The following is a 17,047-nucleotide window of genomic DNA, read 5'->3' as shown; positions in this document are numbered from 1 at the left end:
TGATGTCTCGGCGGCGTCGGTGGGAGGTCAATCACCCGCGCGGGCAGCCGGATCGCCGGTCAGGGTGTCGAGGGTGCCCTGTGGACCGGGTAGCCTTTCTGACCATGACGAACGGTGAATCGACGCCAGCGGAGCTGCGCGCGTCCGGCACAGTAGGTGTCGCGATGGTGACCCCCTTCAGTGCCGACGGCAAGCTGGATGTCGATGCCGGGGTCGCGCTGGCGGCCCGTCTCGTCGACCGCGGTGTCGATCTGCTCGCGATCTCCGGAACCACCGGTGAATCGCCGACCACGACCGAGTCGGAGAAGTACGACCTCCTGCGCGCCGTCGTCGACGCCGTTGGCGATCGCGCCACCGTGATCGCGGGAGCGGGCACCTACGACACCGCCCACTCCATCGAACTCGCCCGCAACGCGCAGCGGGCGGGCGCGCACGGTCTGCTCGTGGTGACGCCGTACTACTCGCGCCCTTCGCAGGAGGGCCTGATCGCGCACTTCACCGCGGTCGCCGACGCCACCGACCTGCCGGTCACCCTCTACGACATTCCGCCGCGCTCCATCATCCCCATAGGTCCGGACACGATCCGCACGCTTGCCGAGCATCCCCGCATCGTCGCGGTCAAGGACGCCAAGGGCGACTTGAACGCGGGCGCCGAGCTGATCGCGAGCACCGGTCTGGCCTGGTACTCCGGCGACGACTGCCTGAACCTGCCGTGGCTGTCCATCGGCGCGGTCGGATTCATCAGCGTCATCGGCCATCTGGTGCCCGAACGGCTGCGTGAACTCGTCGACGCCTACCAGGCGGGCGATGTGGCGCGGGCCCGCGACATCAACGCGCGACTCGTCCCGCTGAACCACGCGATGGCGCGCCTCGGCGGCGTCGCGATGACCAAGGGCGGGCTGCGCCTGCTCGGCGTCGACGTGGGCGAGCCGCGACTGCCGCAGCTGATGCCGAATACCGACGCCCTGGACCGCCTCGCCGCGGACCTGCAGACCGCGGGAGTGCTGGCATGAACGACCTACGGGACCAATCCGCCGCAGCACAGGAGGTGTCGGCATGACGACTCCGCGCCGCCCCCGTCGCACCGCGTCCCGCCCCGCGGGCGCGCCCGAACCCGCTCCCGTCGAACGGGAACGCACCGAAAGACCCGCCGCCGAACCGGTGGCCGCGCAGCCCGAGACCGCCGCGCAGCCCGAGACCGCAGCGCAGCCGCAGACCCCGGCGCAGCCCGAGGTCTCCACGCAACCTGAAGTCGCCGCGCAGCCGGAGACCGCCGCCCAGCGCCGGGCCGAAACCCCACAGCGGCCCGAGCCCGCCGAATCCCCGCGTGCGGAGTCGGGCAGAAGGTCCGACAAGGCCAAGAGATCGCAGGCCCCGCAGGAACGGCAGCCGGAGCAAGCACGGCAGAACGGCCAGAGCCGCAGATCCGGCCGCGGTCGCCAGGGCCGCCGCGGCGAACAGCCGCCCGCCCCGACGCCCGTGGTGGCGGCGCAGGACCGGCTCGGCACTCCGCCGAAGCTGCCCAAGAACGGTCTGCGTGTCTTCGCGCTCGGCGGTATCGGCGAGATCGGCCGCAACATGACCGTTTTCGAGTACGGCGGCAAGCTGCTCATCGTCGACTGCGGCGTGCTCTTCCCCGAGGATCAACAGCCCGGCGTCGACTTGATCCTGCCCGACTTCCGTCCCATCGAGGACCGGATGGACGACGTCGTCGCGATCGTGCTCACCCACGGTCACGAGGACCACATCGGCGCGGTGCCGTTCCTGCTGCGCATGCGCGGCGACATCCCGGTCATCGGCGCCAAGTTCACCCTCGCGCTGGTGGCCGCGAAGTGCCGCGAGCACCGGCTGCACCCCAAGCTCATGGAGGTCGTCGAGGGCGAGACCACCATCCACGGTCCGTTCGAGTGCGAGTACTTCGCGGTCAACCACTCGATTCCGGACGCGATCGCCGTCGCCATTCGCACCCCGGCGGGCGTCGCGCTGCACACCGGCGACATCAAGCTGGACCAGCTGCCGCTGGACGGACGGCTCACCGACCTGGCCGGTTTCTCCCGGCTCGGCGACGAGGGAGTGGACCTGTTCCTGGTCGACTCCACCAACGCCGAGGTGCCCGGTTTCGTCACGCCCGAACGCGAGATCGGCGGCGTGCTGGACAACGTGATCGGCAAGGCGCGCAACCGCGTGATCGTGGCGTCCTTCGCCAGTCACGTGCACCGCATCCAGCAGGTCGTCGACGTGGCCCAGAAGTACGGTCGCCGAATCTGTTTCGTCGGTCGCTCGATGGTCCGCAACATGCAGATCGCCCAGGACCTCGGCTACCTCACGGTGCCCGACGGCGTGGTCGTCGACCTCGACGTGGCCGCGACCCTGCCCGGCGACCGGCTGGTGCTCATCTCCACCGGCTCGCAGGGCGAACCGCTCTCGGCGCTGTCCCGGATGGCGCGCGGCGATCACCGGCAGATCCACATCCGCGCCGACGATCTGGTGGTGCTGGCCTCCTCGCTGATCCCCGGCAACGAGAACTCGGTGTTCGCCGTGGTCAACGGGCTGTCGAGGCTGGGCGCGACGGTCATCACCCAGCAGAACGCCAAGGTGCACGTCTCCGGACACGCCTCCGCGGGCGAGCTGCTGTACCTGTACAACGCCGTCCGGCCCACCAACGCCATGCCGGTGCACGGCGAATGGCGGCACCTGCGAGCCAACGCCGCGCTCGCGGTGGCCACCGGCGTCCCCGAGGACCGGGTGGTGCTCGCCGAGGACGGTGTGGTGGTCGATCTGGTGGACGGCATCGCGTCCATCGTCGGCCGGGTGCCGGTCGGCCACGTCTACGTCGACGGCCTGTCGGTCGGCGACGTCGGCGAGTCCACGCTGTCGGATCGTCTGGTGCTCGGCGAGGGCGGTTTCATCAGCATCACCGTCGCCATCGACGAGACCACCGGCAAGGCCGTGAGCACGCCGGAGCTGAGCGGTCGCGGCTTCTCCGACGACCCGACCGCGCTGGCCGCCGCCGCGGAACTCGTCGAGGCCGAGCTGCTGCGGCTGGCGGGCGAGGGCGTCACCGACACCCACCGCATCGCCCAGGGCGTGCGCCGGGTGGTCGGGCGCTGGGTCGCCGAGGCCTACCGCCGTCGTCCGATGATCGTGCCCACCGTCATCGCCGTCTGATCCCGAAACGCGAAAGCGCCGGAAGACATTGTCTTCCGGCGCTTTTCGTTTCCGGTCTACTGAGCCTGGCAGGCCGCCGAGTCCAGCTTCGCCGAGCGCACGATGTTGCAGGTGAACTGGTGGGAGACCTTCCAGTCGCTACCCTCGGCGACGAACTCGACGAACGCGTTCTCCACCGGCTGCCCGTCGATGGTGACCTTCGCGTCGGCCTTGAGCTTGCCGTCCTTGGGGTCCTGCACATTGGTGATCTCGACGGTCACCTTGTTGCGCTTGGCCGCGTCGACCAGCTTGTCGACCAGCTGTGGATCGCGCTCGGCGTCCTGAATCCAGCTGATCTTCTCCTCGGAGCTCACCGACGGATCGAAAGCGCGGTTGATGCGCTCGTTGAGCAGCGAGGCGGCCGGCTTCGGCAGGTTCGGCGCCGTGGTGGTCGCGGGCGCCTTGCCCTCGACCGCCTTGTCCTCGTTCTTGCCCTCCTCGAACTTGCCCGCGGGCGAGGTGCTCGTGCCCGTGCTGGAGGAGTCACTGCTGGAGCTGCACGCGCCGAGTGCGAACGCCGAAGCGGTCAGCAGGACGGCGACCGCGGCCCGAATGGAGCGGTGTTTCACGATATTCCCCTGGTGAAGTGGTGTCGCGGTCTCGAAGCGGACGACGCGACGTGTCGGATTTACAGCGAGTAGCCCGCGGTGCAACGCCAGTCGACGACCCAGCCGCCGGACAGGCGCGACATCGCCGCCGCGCGGGCCTCGGAGTAGCTGGGCCGCGCCGACGCGCTCCAGCGCGTGTTGGAGCTGGCGAGCACGCCGCAGCCGTTGGTCCAGGAGACCAGGGTGGAGCAGCCGTACCCGCAGACCTCGACCGCGGCATCCTCTGCGGCGCTGTAACTTCCGTAGTTGTTGGCGATGCCGTAGGCGCCGTCGCTCGACACGGCGATCGCGCCGTAGTACCCGTACGCGGCCTGCGCCGGTGCTGTAGTGGCCAGCATCGAACCGACCGTTGCCACGATGACCGCGGCAGCGGTGAAGAACTTCTTCAAGGTGAATCCCTTCGAACTGAGAGTCCACGACCCTTATGGACGAGTGACAAGCTACCTAGCAACCATCCGGGAAGCCAGTCCTGGTGTCGGATAAGGTCGGCACGTGAGCATGGCACAACGGGAACGTCAGGCGCTGGTCGTCGCGATGTCGGCCGCCGGTCCGGACGCGCCGACCCTCTGCGGCACGTGGACGGTGCGAGATCTGGCGGCGCACTTGATCGTTCGGGAACGCCGCCCCGACGCCGCACCCGGCATCCTGCTGAAGCCGTTCGCGGGCTACCTCGAGTCGGTGCAGGAGCGCGTGGCGCGCAAACCGTTTCCCGAGTTGCTCGAGCTCGTGCGGACCGGACCGCCCTGGTGGTCGCCGCTGAAACCGGTGGACGCGACGATCAATCTGAGCGAAATGTTCGTCCACCACGAGGATGTGCGCCGCGCCGGATCGGACTGGGAGCCACGCGAACTCACCGACGCCGACGAGTCCAAGCTGTGGGACCTGGCGCGCCGGGTCGGCAAGATGGCCTATCGCAAATCCCCGGTGCCGGTGGTGCTCGCGACGCCCGACGGGCGCAGGGAGGAAGTGAAGTCGGCCGACGGCGCCGCGGTGACGCTCACCGGCAAACCCTCCGAGCTGGTGCTGCACGCGTTCGGCCGCGACAAGGTGCGCCTCGAGACCGCGGGCGAACCGGACGCCGTGCAAGCCGTGCTGAAACTCGACCGGTCGGTCTGAACCGGTGCTCGAGCGGGGCATCCGATAGTGCTTCGGGGCGCTCGAGGCACGCGATGCGGGTGTTGCGGATGGTCTGGATGGGGCGTTTGCGGCTAGCCTGGGTCCATGGCAGGTAAGCCCCGCAGCACCACGACACCTCGTGCGCGGGCGGGATCGGCCCGGGGGAGGACCACCACGGCGCGGTCTCGTTCCACCACACCCCGGGGTGGTTCCGCACCGCGCGGGCGCGCCACACCGGCCCGCAGACCCGTTCGCCGCAAGTCCGACACCGCGCCGTTGGCCGTCTTCGGCCGCGGCATCACCAGTGGCTGGAACATGCTCGCCCGCGGTCTCGGCGCCACCACCCGCACGCTCAGCAGGGCGGGCGAGATCGAACACGGACACCGGCGCGACGGCATCGCGCTCGCGCTGATCGCGCTGAGCGGCGTCATCGCGGCCGCGGTATGGCTCTCGGCGGGCGGTCCGATCGGGCACTGGGTCGAAGAAGCGATCCGGGCCGTGTCCGGTTCCGCCTCGGCCGCATTGCCGTTCGTCGCGACCGGCATCGCGATCGTCCTCATGCGCACGGAACCGCATCCCGAGATCCGGCCGCGGCTGGTGCTCGGCGGTCTGCTGGTCGGCCTGCCGCTGCTCGGTATCTGGCATCTCGCCGCGGGCGCGCCCACCGACGCGCACGGTCGTTCCCGCGCCGCGGGCTTCGTCGGCTACGTGATCGGCGGCCCGCTGGCCGGCGGGCTCACCGCGTGGCTGGCCGTGCCGATCCTGTTGCTCGCCATCGTCTTCGGCGTGCTGCTGCTCACCGGGACCACGGTCCGCGAGGTGCCACAGCGGCTGCGCGAATACTTCGGCACCGCCGCTGGCGGCGACGAGTACGGCGACTTCGAGCCGCGACGCGACTACGACCCCGCCGAGTACGACGCCGACGGTTTCCCCGCGCACCGCACCGCGTCTCGGCGCCGCGGCCGCACCCCGGTCGAGAACTATCCACCCGACGAATTCGCCGGATCCGACGCGGTCACCGAATCGCTGGGCGAGCCGCCGCTGCGCGATGCCAAGCCGATCGCCACCGAACCGCCGCCGGAACCGCCCAAGCCGAAGAAGCGCGCGGCGCCGAAGGTGCAGGACCAGACCCCGCCGCCGCCCAAGGAACCCGAGTTCGTCGCGGACCGAGTGATCGAGGGCGACTACACGCTGCCGCCGCTGACCCTGCTCACCGACGGCGACCCGCCCAAGAAGCGCAGCGCCGCCAACGAATCGATGATCGAGGCGATCACCGAGGTGCTGGTGCAGTTCAAGATCGACGCGGCGGTCACCGGATTCGTGCGCGGCCCGACGGTCACCCGCTACGAGGTGGAGCTCGGCCCGGGCGTGAAGGTCGAGAAGATCACCGCGCTGGCCCGCAACATCGCCTACGCCGTCGCCACCGAGAACGTTCGGCTGCTCGCGCCGATCCCCGGCAAGTCCGCCGTCGGCATCGAGGTGCCCAACTCCGACCGCGAACTGGTGCGGCTGGCCGACGTGCTGAAAGCGCCGTCCACCCGAAACGACCACCACCCGTTGGTGATCGGTCTGGGCAAGAACATCGAGGGCGAATTCGTCTCTGCCAATTTGGCGAAGATGCCGCATCTGCTTGTCGCGGGTTCCACCGGATCGGGTAAGTCCAGCTTCGTCAACTCGATGCTGGTCTCGCTGCTGCAGCGCGCAACCCCCGACGAGGTGCGGATGATCCTGATCGACCCCAAGATGGTCGAACTCACCCCGTACGAGGGCATTCCGCACCTGATCACGCCCATCATCACCCAGCCGAAGAAGGCCGCCGCCGCGCTGGCCTGGCTGGTGGAGGAGATGGAGCAGCGCTACCAGGACATGCAGGCCAACAAGGTGCGCCACATCGACGACTTCAACAAGAAGGTGAAGTCGGGAGCGATCACCGCGCCGCTGGGCAGCGAGCGGGTCTATCGGCCCTACCCCTACATCCTCGCCATCGTCGACGAACTCGCCGACCTCATGATGACCGCGCCGCGCGACGTAGAGGACGCGATCGTCCGCATCACCCAGAAGGCGCGCGCCGCGGGCATCCACCTGGTGCTGGCGACCCAGCGGCCGTCGGTGGACGTGGTCACCGGTCTGATCAAGACCAACGTGCCCTCCCGCCTGGCGTTCGCGACGTCCTCGCTCACCGATTCCCGGGTCATCCTGGACCAGCCGGGCGCCGAGAAGCTGATCGGCATGGGCGACGGACTGTTCCTGCCCATGGGCGCGAACAAACCCACCCGCCTGCAAGGCGCGTTCATCAGCGACGAGGAAATCCACGCCGTCGTCGACTACACCAAGAACCAGGCCGAGCCCGAGTACCAGGAAGGCGTCACCGCCGCGAAGGCCGGGGAGAAGAAGGACGTCGACCCCGATATCGGCGACGACCTCGACGTGCTGCTCCAGGCCATCGAACTGGTCGTCACCTCTCAGTTCGGCTCCACCTCCATGCTCCAGCGCAAGCTGCGCGTCGGTTTCGCCAAGGCGGGCCGCCTGATGGACCTCATGGAGACTCGCGGCGTCGTCGGTCCCAGCGAAGGGTCGAAGGCGCGCGATGTGCTCGTCAAGCCGGACGAGCTGGAGGGGTTGCTGTGGTCGATCCGTGGCGGGGGTGCGGAGCCGGGCGAGGACGAGGAGTAGGGATCCCTCACCACAGATGGGCGTGATGCACGAGCGCGTCGGTGATCAGCGCGGCGCCCAACAGGCCGAAGATGATTCGCACCGAGAGCGGACCGTACTCGGTCAGAACGCGGACGATCGCGCGATACACCCGGCGGGCCCGCGGGGTGCCGCGCATGGACAGGGCGAGGATCAGCAGTGGCGGCAGTAGCGCGACCGCGCAGTAGGCGACGATGATCGCGGGCCACAGCGGCGGCAGCGGATCGTGCGCCGACAGCATGGCCAGGCCCGCGAGATACGGCACCGCCGTCGGCGCCTGCGCGAAGCCGATGGCGATGCCCACCAGCGCCAGCACCCAGGGCCGTCGCCGGGCTTTCGTCGCCCACGCGGGCGGGTCGCGGCGGGCGCCGGACGGCAGCACGGCGAGCACGAGCAGCACCACGCCCACCACCAGTTCGCCCCAGTAGCGGATGGTCGGCGTCAGTTCGAAGCCGAGCAGCGAGGTGAGCCAGGTGATGCCGAGGACGGCGCAGATCCCGAACGTGGTGGTCATCGCGAACACGCCCGCGACGAAACTCAGCCCGCCCGGCAGCGGGGACCGGCGCGCGAGCTTGCTGTCGTACACGATCGCCACCGTGACGCCGACGAGCAGCAGATCGAGCGAATCGAGGAAGGCGAAGCCGGTCAGCGCCAAGAGCAGAGTCACCATGACCACACCGAACATACGCGAGGATCTGGTGGCCCCGATCGGCCGCGCGGCGTGGGTCCGCCCTCAGATTGTGGGTCTCAGCTCTTGCGCGCCCGCAAGGTGTAGCTGAGCGGGACGCGCTCGGGATGCTCGATCAGCCGCCACTCGTCGTGCTCGTCGCAGGTCATCCGGCCGGGCAGGGCGTTCCACGGGACGCTGCGGTGTTCGGTGAGTCCGGTGAGTGTGAGGCCGTTGGCCAGCAGCGCCGACACGATCTCGCCGATGCCGTGGTTCCACTCGTGGGTAGTGGTCTGCTCGAGGCGACCGTCGGTCTCCACGTAAGTGTTGTCGTCGGCGAACACCATCGGCTCGGGCGTCTCGAAATACGGGTAGCCGAGGGTCAATCGGTCGGTGACGGACTCGTCGACGGTCCACAGCATCGGATGGCCTTCACGCAGGAACAGGCGACCGCCCGGTCGCAGCAACCCGGCCACGGTCCGCGCCCACCTTTCGATGCTCGGCAGCCAGCACAGCGCGCCGATACCGGTGAACACCAGATCGAATCGCTCCTTGCCGAGCGCCGAGACCGCTTCGTAGACATCGGCTTCGACGAAATCGACGTCGGCCCCTGTTCGCTCCGCGAGTTCGCGAGCCTGCGCCAGCGACGCCGGGCTGAAGTCGAGACCGGTCATCCGAGCGCCGAGTCGAGCCAACGAGATCGTGTCCGTGCCGATGTGACATTGCAGGTGCACGCCGCGCAACCCGCGCACGTCACCGAGCAGTGGCATATCGAAACGCACCACCGCACTGAGAAACTCCGGCTCCGCCACGAACCGCGCCACCCGATAGTCCGGCGACGCGGCATGCATCGGCGCCCGCTCATCCCAGTTCGCCCTGTTCAGGGTGCGATAGTCGTCGGCCATAGTCACCGACTGTCGCACGGCCACCGGCCCGCCGCACCCGAATATTTCGACCCCCGAATCGGTGGAACCAAAGCCCGCGATGCTTCGGTGGGGCATCGACGGCCTCGACTTCGTCTCGGTGAACGCCGTAGCCCGGGCGGGGTCCCGGCGGGACCCCGTCGCGAGCTGCATGGTTGGGCTTACCCGTTACGCGGCGTCGAGGGCCGCGGTGATCTTGCGGGTCATCGCGGCCACGGCCGGGCTGGGCTGGCTATGGGCGGCCGCTTCGACGGCGACGAGAACGGTGTCGCGGAAGTTATTCGCCTCGGCCGGATCCTGCTGCTCGAGCAGCTTCACGGCGGCATGCGGTGCCTCGCGATCCCGCCGGGCCGGACGATCAGTCCGTCAACGATTTCCGCACTATCCGACCCTTATGTCGGCGTCGAACCGGTTTCCTCGTCGCTGATCGCGCGAGCGCGTCTGTAGCTCACCGTGGAATCGAACCAACGCGACCGGGCCTTATGAGAGCCCAGCGGCCAGCCTGCGTGAGCCGGGACTGGAGTGCCAGGATTCGAACCTGAACCGGTGGAACCAAAATCCGCCATGCTTGCCCTTACACCACACTCCATCGATGCTGGGGCGCCAGGATTCGAACCTGAACCAACGGAATCAGAGTCCGCCGTGCTGCCGGGTTACACCACGCCCCATCAGCGCGCTTGGGAGGACTCGAACCTCCGACCTCCTGCTTCGTAGGCAGGCGCTCTTTCCAGCTGAGCTACAAACGCTTGTTCGCTGGTACGCGAACCAGTTCCCCCGGCGAGATTCGAACTCGCAACTCCCGGCTCCTAATGCCGGTGCCTCTACCAGTTGGGCTACGAGGGAGTGCGGCCCGGAGGCCGAAACTCATGTGGCAGCAGAAGTTTCAGTGCGCGAGCAGATCGTTAGTCGGCTCGCGTGTGCTGCCGTTCACTATGAAGTTGGACGGCGCGGAGGGAGGGAGTCGAACCCCCGACCTTCGGTTTTGGAGACCGGTGCTCTACCAGTTGAGCTACCCCCGCATACGAAAAGGGGCCGTTCCCGGCGGATCGCCGCGGAATGGCCCCTCGAAAAGGTTCTCGGGTGTCGAGAACTCAGGGACCGCTCCGGACGCGCATCCAGTGGGCGTCGAGTAGGCGCAGGGCGGCGTTCGGGCGCGCGGCGCCGAGCGACCACTGTCGCTGTTGCCGGGTTCGCGCTGTCATCGCCTGTGCCTCTCGGGTTTTCGGGAGCGGTTCTTCGTCGTCTTCGACGCTAACACCCCGATCCGCCTGGGGAAACCGATTTTTCGAGACTGGTCGGGCGAATTATTTCGGAGGGTGCCGCAACGCGCTCGCAATCGTTGTGACGCGGTGTCCGGTGCGCTGGACGCACGTCTTATGCGCGCCCGAGGCTGCCGCGGGAGTGTGACAGGATGGTCAGCAACCGACCCGCTAGCCGACAAGAACGGACAAATCGGGCATGATGGCCGTCATGACTACCGCCTCCGATCGGGCCGCAGCATGCAGGTGACCGCACTGGAATGGGGGATCACCATCGCGGTGATCCTCGGCTTGTTCGTCTTCGACTTCTTTGCTCACGTGCGCACGCCGCACGAACCGACCTTCCGCGAGTCGGCCTTCTGGTCGACGGTCTACATCAGTCTCGCCCTGGCCTTCGGCGGCTTCGTCGCCTGGCGATGGGGCTCGACCTTCGGCGGGGAGTACTTCGCCGGTTTCGTCACCGAGAAGGCGCTCTCGGTGGACAACCTGTTCGTCTTCCTGATCATCATGACCACCTTCGCCGTGCCGCGGATCTACCAGCAGAAGGTGCTGCTCATCGGCATCGTGCTCGCGCTGGTCATGCGCGGTGCGTTCATCGCCGTCGGCGCGGCCGCGATCAGCGCGTTCAGCTGGGTGTTCTACCTGTTCGGCGCGTTCCTGATCTACACAGCCGTCAAGCTTCTGCGCGAGAGCGGGCACGAGGTGGAGGCCGAGGAGAAGCGCGACAGCCGCATCGTCGCGCTGGCGAAGCGGGTGCTGCCGACCACCGACGAGTACGACGGCGACAAGCTCGTCACCCGGGTCGACGGCCGCAGGGCGGTCACCCCGCTGCTGCTCGCGCTGCTCGCGATCGGCTTCGCCGACCTGCTGTTCGCGCTGGATTCCATCCCCGCGATCTACGGCCTCACCGAGGAGCCGTACCTGGTCTTCACCGCGAACGCGTTCGCGCTGATGGGCCTGCGCCAGCTGTACTTCCTGATCGGCGGCCTGCTGGACCGGTTGGTGTACCTGTCCTACGGCCTTGCCGCGATCCTCGCGTTCATCGGCATCAAGCTCGTGCTGCACGCGCTGCACGAGAACACGCTGCCGTTCGTCAACGGCGGTGAACACGTCAGCGTGCCGGAGATCTCCACCCCGGTCTCGCTGGGCGTGATCATCGGCGTGCTGGTCGTGGCCACCGTCGCCAGCCTCGTCAAGACGCGGGGCGCGGCGCGCCAAGACGCCGAGTAGACCGCGAAGAGCCCGCACCCTCGACACGGGTGCGGGGCTCTGTCGTGCGATCGGTCGGCGTCGTGCGATCAGTCGGCGAAAGCGCCCATGACGGGCGACCACTCCACGGCGCGCACCGAGTCGACGAGCGCCTCCCGCGCGAAGGGATCCTGCGCGAGCAGGTCCTTCAGCGCCGCCTCGTCCGCGGCTCGGAAGATCAGCAACGCGCCCGACCCGTCCGGGTACGGCCCGCTCGACAGCAGCGTGCCCGCCTCGACCAGCCCGGACAACCAGGCGCGGTGCTCGGGACGGTGGGTGTCACGGCCAGGAACGGTGGCCTCGGAGTAGGTGTAGTGGACGGCGAAGATCGGCACGGCGTATCGCTTTCTCGGTCGGCGCTTCAGAGGGTCAGCAGCATGCGGGTGTTGCCGAGCGTGTTCGGCTTCACATAACTCAGGTCGAGGAATTCGGCGACACCGGTGTCGTAGGACCGGCACATCTCGGCGTACACCTCGGCGGTCACCGGCGTTCCGTCGATCTCGACGAACCCGTGCCTGCCGAAGAACTCCACCTCGAAGGTCAGCACGAACAGCCTGCGCAGTTCCAGTTCCCTGGCCACCGCGACGAGCCGCTGCACGATGAGCTTGCCCACCCCGGTGCCTTTGGCGTCCGGATGCACCGCGACGGTGCGCACCTCGCCGAGATCGGCCCACAGCACATGCAGGGCGCCGCAGCCGACGACGCGCCCGTCCACCTCGGCCACCCAGAACTCCTGGACCGACTCGTAGAGGGTCACCAGGTTCTTCTCCAGCAGGATGCGGCCCGCGTAGACGTCGACGAGGCGTTTGATCTCGGGGACGTCCGAGGTTCGGGCGCGTCGCACAACCGGGCCGGAGCCGGGCACGGCGGAGGCCGCGCTGGTATTCGCGTCGCTGGTCGAACCACCTAGTGGTCCCCGAGAGGTCATGGGGTGCACAGTAGTCGGCACCCTTACCGATAGTCTGAACATGTGCCGCACATCCTGTCGTTCCGCTCACCGCATCGCGCCGGGGTAGCGCAACCGGATGGAGACGTGGCCGTCCTCGGATCGCGCGCCCTCGAGGCGAGGGCATGAGCGTGCAACCGGAAGAGATCGATCGTCGCTGGCCCGACGCGGGTGTCCTGCGTCAGGGAGCCGAGCGTTCCGGTGGCTCGGCGGCCACTCCGGCCGACACCGCCGTGCCGCTGATGAACATCGCGAACGTGCTGACCATGGCGCGCATCGCGATCGTTCCGCTGTTCGTCGCCGCGCTCTTCGCGGGCGGTGGACACGAGACCGCGTGGCGGATCGCCGCGGCGGCGCTGTTCGGGCTCGCCGCCATCACCGATCGCTTCGACGGACAGCTGGCGCGCAAGTACGGCTTGGTCACCGATTTCGGCAAGCTGGCGGACCCGATCGCCGACAAGGCATTGATCGGCGCGGCGCTGATCGGACTGTCCGTGCTCGGCGATCTGGCCTGGTGGATCACCCTGGTGATCTGCGGGCGCGAGGTCGGCGTCACGCTGCTGCGGCTGCTCGTGGTGCGGCGCGGGGTGATTCCCGCGGGACGAGGCGGCAAGCTGAAGACGCTGGTGCAGTCGCTGGCCATCGCGGTGTTGCTGCTGCCGTTGTCCGGCGGCTTCGAGACCGCGGGCATGGCGCTGATGTACCTGGCGGTGCTGCTGACGGTCGTCACCGGTCTGGACTACGTCGGGCAGGCCGCGCGAGTGTGGTTCGCGGGAGGCCGGGCGCGCGGGGCATGACGGATCCGCTGACCGCGTCCGTTCCCGCCGCGGAACTGGTGCGCGCCCTCGGCTCGGTGGGCCGAACCGTGGCCACCGCCGAATCCCTCACCGCCGGGCTGGTGGCCGCGACCATCGCCGGAGTGCCCGGCGCGAGCAAGGTGCTACGCGGCGGACTCGTGGTGTACGCGACCGATCTCAAGAGCAGCCTGGCCGGTGTCAGCGCGGATCTGCTCGCCGCCGAGGGGCCGGTGGCGGCGAGCACCGCCGAACAGCTGGCCGTCGGCGCGCGTACCCGCTGCGCCGCCGACTGGGGAATCGGCCTGACGGGCGTCGCCGGACCCGACGACCAGGATGGTCACGCCGTCGGCACCGTCTTCCTCGGGCTGTCCAGTCCGTGGCATACCGAGGTGATGCGGTTGCAACTGTCCGGCGACCGGTGGACCATCAGACTCACCGCGACCGAGAGCGCGGTGCGGGAACTGCTTCGGTGCGTTCAGGGCGGCTGAGCGCGTGGCGCGTGGATTCGCGTGACGAGTTCGCCCGCCGGGAACCAACCGGGCGCCCCCGGACGTTGTGCCAGAAAGAACGGTGCTCGCCAGGCGACTGCGCCACGCGGCGCCCGGTGTTCGGAGCGAAGGAGATCGAGATGACGCTGCTGCGAGAGGCGATCGGGGACAGTCTGCGGCGTGCTCGTCTCGCCCAGCACCGGACCCTGCGCGAGGTGTCCACTTCGGCGCGCGTGAGCCTCGGATATCTGTCGGAGGTCGAGCGGGGTCGCAAGGAGGCGTCGAGCGAACTGCTCGCCGCGATCTGCGCCGCACTGGACGTGCCGTTGTCTCGGGTCTTATGGGATGTGAGCACGATCATGGCGGGCGTCGACGGGCTACCGGTCGGCGAGCCCGCGGAGGCCGCCGCGACACCCGCCGCGGAAGCCGAGCAGACGACCGCCGCGACGGAATCCGCCGAGGCCGCGCCCGCGCTGGCTCCGGCGTCCGCGTCCATGTCGGCCGCCCCGCCGCAGATCGCCGAGGACACCCGGATCGTCATCCCGGCGCCCAAGGCCGACATGCTGGTCCTGGTGAGGAACAACTGACAACAGAACGCCGGACGCCCAGCCGCCGGCAACGCTGCGGGCCGACGCCGAAAACGGATAGATTCTGTATGTAGGCGTCGGTTGGGCCGGGTCGCCCCGGTCCACGTGCCGCATGGTGGAGGATAGGCACAAGCGGGTGCGCGAGGGTCGTGTACCCGGGCCGCGTCAAGCGGTACATCAGATGGAGGCGGGATCAATCGATGGCTAATCCGTTCGTCAAGGCCTGGAAATACATGATGGCCCTCTTCGATGCCAAGATCGAAGAGCACGCGGATCCGAAGGTGCAGATTCAGCAGGCTATCGAGGAAGCTCAGCGCCAGCACCAGGCCCTCTCCCAGCAGGCCGCGTCGGTCATCGGCAACCAGCGTCAGCTGGAGATGAAGCTGAACCGCCAGCTCGACGAGGTCGAAAAGCTCAACGCCAACGCGCGCCAGGCCGTCATGCTCGCCGACCAGGCCACCGCGGCGGGCGACACCGAGAAGGCGATCCAGTACACCAACGCCGCCGAGGCGTTCGCCGCCCAGCTGGTCACCGCCGAGCAGTCCGTCGAGGACCTGAAGGTGCTGCACGACCAGTCGCTGCAGGCCGCCGCCCAGGCCAAGAAGGCCGTCGAGCAGAACGCTATGCTGTTGCAGCAGAAGGTCGCCGAGCGCACCAAGCTGCTCAGCCAGCTGGAGCAGGCCAAGATGCAGGAGCAGGTCTCCGCGTCGCTGCAGCAGATGGACTCGACACTGTCGGCGCCCGGCACCACCCCGAGCCTGGACGCGGTGCGTGAGAAGATCGAGCGCCGCTACGCCAACGCGCTCGGCGCCGCCGAGCTCGCGCAGAACTCGGTGCAGGGCCGCATGCTCGAGGTGCAGCAGGCCAGCATCCAGATGGCCGGTCACAGCAAGCTGGAGCAGATCCGCGCCTCGATGCGCGGCGAGGCGTTGCCCGCGGGCGGCGGCCAGTCCGCCATCAATCCCGCTCAGACGCAGGCGAATCCAGCGCAGCCGCAGATGAACAAGGGCCAGGCCGCCCAGCAGTAACAGCTCGATACAGGCAAGGACAAGTGGGGTGCAGGACGCGGGCAGCGCGATATCGGCGCATCGCCGAGGGGCGCCCTCGACACCCCGCGGCCGCGACGCGTGCGCCGCGTCGTCGGCCGGTCCGGACTGCGATCCGGCTCGAACGGTGTGAGGAAAGCGCATGATTCGCAAGCGAATCCCCCCGAGGACCGGTGTTCCGGCGGTACCGTCGCAGCCGACGTTCGGGATGCCGCAGGGCCCGCTCCCGGACACGTTGCGCGACATGGGCGAACACGCGCTCGTCGCGGTGCGCCGCTGGGCCGACCCCCGCGAGCGGGAACTCCGTAAACGCCGCCGCGCCCGGCGGCGCAGCTATCAGCTCGGCACCGTCTCCGGGCTGACCACCGCGGGCGCCGTCGGTCTGGTCGTCGTCTCGGCGCCTGCTTGGGCGGTGGTCGTCCTCGGCGGCGGCGCGGTCGCGTTCGTCACCGGGGCCGCGCTCAGCGCGCGGCGCTACCTGCGGCTGCGCCGAACTCCGTTGCCGCAGGCCGCTTTCCTGCCGCGCAAGCAGCCGCCGTTGCGCTCGGCCGCCCGCGCCCCGATCGCGCGCCTGATGCAGGCCGAACGGGCGCTGCACGGGCTCACCGCGCAGATCGCCGCCTCGCGCAGGCTGCCCCACGAAGAACTCGCCGAGATGATCGAGACGGCCGCCTCCGGCGCCGCCGCGTTGCACGCGCTCGCGGCCGACATCGTCCAGATGGAGCGCGCCGCCGCCGTGGTCGGCCGGACCAATCCGGAGGCCACCGCCGCTCTCACCGGCAACGTGCGGTTCGCGATGACCAGGCTGGAATCCGGTATCGCCGAATACGAGCAGGTCGTCGCCGCGGCCAGCGGTGTGCTCGCGGTGCCCGAAACCACTGTCGTCGCACACCAATTCGACGGCATCGTCGCGGAGCTGAGGCACGCCGCGGACCGCTTGGACGGCTGGGCGCAGGCGCTCACCGAGATCGCCGATCGCCCCACCCTCACCGTCTCCCCGCCGCCTCCCGGACTGCCGAACTGAGCGTCCCGCGTTCGCGCGGTGTCGGGGTGAACCCTGATTTACACCCGGATATCGCGCCTGACCTGGTGATTTCCGGTCTCGCGGCTGCCAGCATGGAGATATCGGATCGCCGGACGGGCGGTTCGGGAGAAACGTCCAGGAGGCTGGAAATGCTGTGGAAGATCATCGGTGTCGTCGCGGTCGTATGGATCGCGCTCGCCATCATCGGCGCGCTGATCAAGGGGCTGTTCCCGATCCTGGTGATCAGCGCCGTGGTGTTCGGCCTGTACCTGCTGTACAAGGCGGTGTCGGGCTCGGACAACTCCACCGTCAGCAAGCTGTAGCGCACGAAGTGCGTACCTCCGTTGCGGTCGTGCGCGGCTAGGGGCGGCAGCGTCGAAAGCGAACGGGCCGTGCGTCATCCGGAAATGGTGTGGACCGGCGCGGGGGGGTATTCGGGG

At 68.8% G+C, this 17,047-nt stretch carries 18 protein-coding genes and 5 tRNA genes; 11 read left to right on the top strand and 12 right to left on the bottom strand.

What is annotated here, in order from left to right:
* The first annotated feature begins 104 nt into the window (after positions 1-104).
* Both dapA and AB0H49_RS21980 read left to right on the top strand, forming a co-directional pair.
* Entirely contained in the window at positions 105-1,013 is a 909-nt protein-coding gene (gene dapA, locus AB0H49_RS21985) for a 4-hydroxy-tetrahydrodipicolinate synthase (protein WP_354999495.1), read from the top strand.
* Positions 1,014-1,056: 43 nt separating this feature from the next.
* Positions 1,057-3,168, top strand: coding sequence for an RNase J family beta-CASP ribonuclease (locus AB0H49_RS21980; protein ID WP_357253912.1), 2,112 nt, complete (start codon positions 1,057-1,059; stop codon positions 3,166-3,168).
* A gap of 56 nt (positions 3,169-3,224) precedes the next feature.
* Here AB0H49_RS21980 and AB0H49_RS21975 read toward each other — a convergent pair whose 3' ends face one another.
* Complete coding sequence (locus tag AB0H49_RS21975) at positions 3,225-3,776, bottom strand: hypothetical protein (RefSeq protein WP_354999497.1); 552 nt, start codon at positions 3,774-3,776, stop codon at positions 3,225-3,227.
* Positions 3,777-3,835: 59 nt separating this feature from the next.
* A complete protein-coding gene (locus AB0H49_RS21970) occupies positions 3,836-4,204 on the bottom strand; it encodes a DUF4189 domain-containing protein (protein WP_354999498.1) in 369 nt (122 codons plus the stop codon).
* 103 nt (positions 4,205-4,307) lie between these two features.
* Between AB0H49_RS21970 and AB0H49_RS21965 the strand changes: the two genes are divergently transcribed.
* A complete protein-coding gene (locus AB0H49_RS21965; RefSeq protein ID WP_357253909.1) occupies positions 4,308-4,931 on the top strand; it encodes a TIGR03085 family metal-binding protein in 624 nt (207 codons plus the stop codon).
* A gap of 315 nt (positions 4,932-5,246) precedes the next feature.
* Positions 5,247-7,604 (top strand): DNA translocase FtsK, encoded by a 2,358-nt coding sequence (locus tag AB0H49_RS21960; RefSeq protein ID WP_357254204.1) that lies wholly within the window; start codon positions 5,247-5,249, stop codon positions 7,602-7,604.
* Positions 7,605-7,611: 7 nt separating this feature from the next.
* Here the strand turns inward: AB0H49_RS21960 and AB0H49_RS21955 are convergent, their stop codons facing one another.
* From AB0H49_RS21955 to AB0H49_RS21920, 8 genes are all read right to left on the bottom strand, one after another.
* A complete protein-coding gene (locus AB0H49_RS21955; protein WP_354999500.1) occupies positions 7,612-8,292 on the bottom strand; it encodes a GAP family protein in 681 nt (226 codons plus the stop codon).
* 77 nt (positions 8,293-8,369) lie between these two features.
* Positions 8,370-9,194, bottom strand: a complete 825-nt coding sequence (locus AB0H49_RS21950; protein WP_357253907.1) for a class I SAM-dependent methyltransferase — start codon at positions 9,192-9,194, stop codon at positions 8,370-8,372.
* A 186-nt stretch (positions 9,195-9,380) separates the two neighbouring features.
* A complete protein-coding gene (locus AB0H49_RS21945; RefSeq protein ID WP_354999501.1) occupies positions 9,381-9,530 on the bottom strand; it encodes a hypothetical protein in 150 nt (49 codons plus the stop codon).
* A 199-nt stretch (positions 9,531-9,729) separates the two neighbouring features.
* A tRNA-Gln gene (locus tag AB0H49_RS21940) sits at positions 9,730-9,801 on the bottom strand.
* A 6-nt stretch (positions 9,802-9,807) separates the two neighbouring features.
* A tRNA-Gln gene (locus AB0H49_RS21935) sits at positions 9,808-9,880 on the bottom strand.
* A gap of 4 nt (positions 9,881-9,884) precedes the next feature.
* A tRNA-Arg gene (locus AB0H49_RS21930) sits at positions 9,885-9,958 on the bottom strand.
* A gap of 23 nt (positions 9,959-9,981) precedes the next feature.
* A tRNA-Leu gene (locus AB0H49_RS21925) sits at positions 9,982-10,055 on the bottom strand.
* A 103-nt stretch (positions 10,056-10,158) separates the two neighbouring features.
* Positions 10,159-10,231, bottom strand: a tRNA-Trp gene (locus AB0H49_RS21920).
* 480 nt (positions 10,232-10,711) lie between these two features.
* Here AB0H49_RS21920 and AB0H49_RS21915 point away from each other — a divergent pair.
* Entirely contained in the window at positions 10,712-11,701 is a 990-nt protein-coding gene (locus tag AB0H49_RS21915; RefSeq protein WP_354999502.1) for a TerC family protein, read from the top strand.
* Between the two features lie 68 nt (positions 11,702-11,769).
* Here the strand turns inward: AB0H49_RS21915 and AB0H49_RS21910 are convergent, their stop codons facing one another.
* Together AB0H49_RS21910 and AB0H49_RS21905 are read right to left on the bottom strand one after the other, a co-directional pair.
* The gene (locus tag AB0H49_RS21910) at positions 11,770-12,054 is read right to left on the bottom strand and encodes a YciI family protein (protein WP_354999503.1); all 285 of its coding nucleotides are present in this window, start codon (positions 12,052-12,054) and stop codon (positions 11,770-11,772) included.
* A 26-nt stretch (positions 12,055-12,080) separates the two neighbouring features.
* Entirely contained in the window at positions 12,081-12,647 is a 567-nt protein-coding gene (locus tag AB0H49_RS21905) for an amino-acid N-acetyltransferase (protein ID WP_354999504.1), read from the bottom strand.
* A gap of 143 nt (positions 12,648-12,790) precedes the next feature.
* Between AB0H49_RS21905 and pgsA the strand changes: the two genes are divergently transcribed.
* From pgsA to AB0H49_RS21875, 6 genes are all read left to right on the top strand, one after another.
* Positions 12,791-13,462 carry a CDP-diacylglycerol--glycerol-3-phosphate 3-phosphatidyltransferase gene (gene pgsA / locus AB0H49_RS21900; RefSeq protein WP_357253904.1) on the top strand — a complete coding sequence of 224 codons (672 nt, stop codon included), beginning with the start codon at positions 12,791-12,793 and terminating at the stop codon, positions 13,460-13,462.
* Positions 13,459-13,950 (top strand): CinA family protein, encoded by a 492-nt coding sequence (locus AB0H49_RS21895; RefSeq protein ID WP_354999506.1) that lies wholly within the window; start codon positions 13,459-13,461, stop codon positions 13,948-13,950. The genes pgsA and AB0H49_RS21895 overlap by 4 nt, the downstream gene beginning before the upstream one ends.
* 140 nt (positions 13,951-14,090) lie before the next feature.
* A complete protein-coding gene (locus AB0H49_RS21890) occupies positions 14,091-14,537 on the top strand; it encodes a helix-turn-helix transcriptional regulator (RefSeq protein WP_357253902.1) in 447 nt (148 codons plus the stop codon).
* A 200-nt stretch (positions 14,538-14,737) separates the two neighbouring features.
* Positions 14,738-15,565: a PspA/IM30 family protein gene (locus AB0H49_RS21885; RefSeq protein ID WP_067782544.1), complete on the top strand. Its 828-nt coding sequence runs from the start codon at positions 14,738-14,740 to the stop codon at positions 15,563-15,565.
* Between the two features lie 160 nt (positions 15,566-15,725).
* On the top strand, positions 15,726-16,607 hold the full coding sequence (locus AB0H49_RS21880) for a hypothetical protein (protein ID WP_357253900.1): 882 nt from the start codon (positions 15,726-15,728) through the stop codon (positions 16,605-16,607).
* Positions 16,608-16,756: 149 nt separating this feature from the next.
* Complete coding sequence (locus AB0H49_RS21875; RefSeq protein WP_169810825.1) at positions 16,757-16,930, top strand: hypothetical protein; 174 nt, start codon at positions 16,757-16,759, stop codon at positions 16,928-16,930.
* Positions 16,931-17,047: the final 117 nt, after the last annotated feature.

The organism is Nocardia sp. NPDC050713, from assembly GCF_040654315.1.
Classification (GTDB): domain Bacteria; phylum Actinomycetota; class Actinomycetes; order Mycobacteriales; family Mycobacteriaceae; genus Nocardia.
Note: the sequence above shows the minus strand (reverse complement) of the source record. Positions and strands in the feature narration are given on the sequence as shown.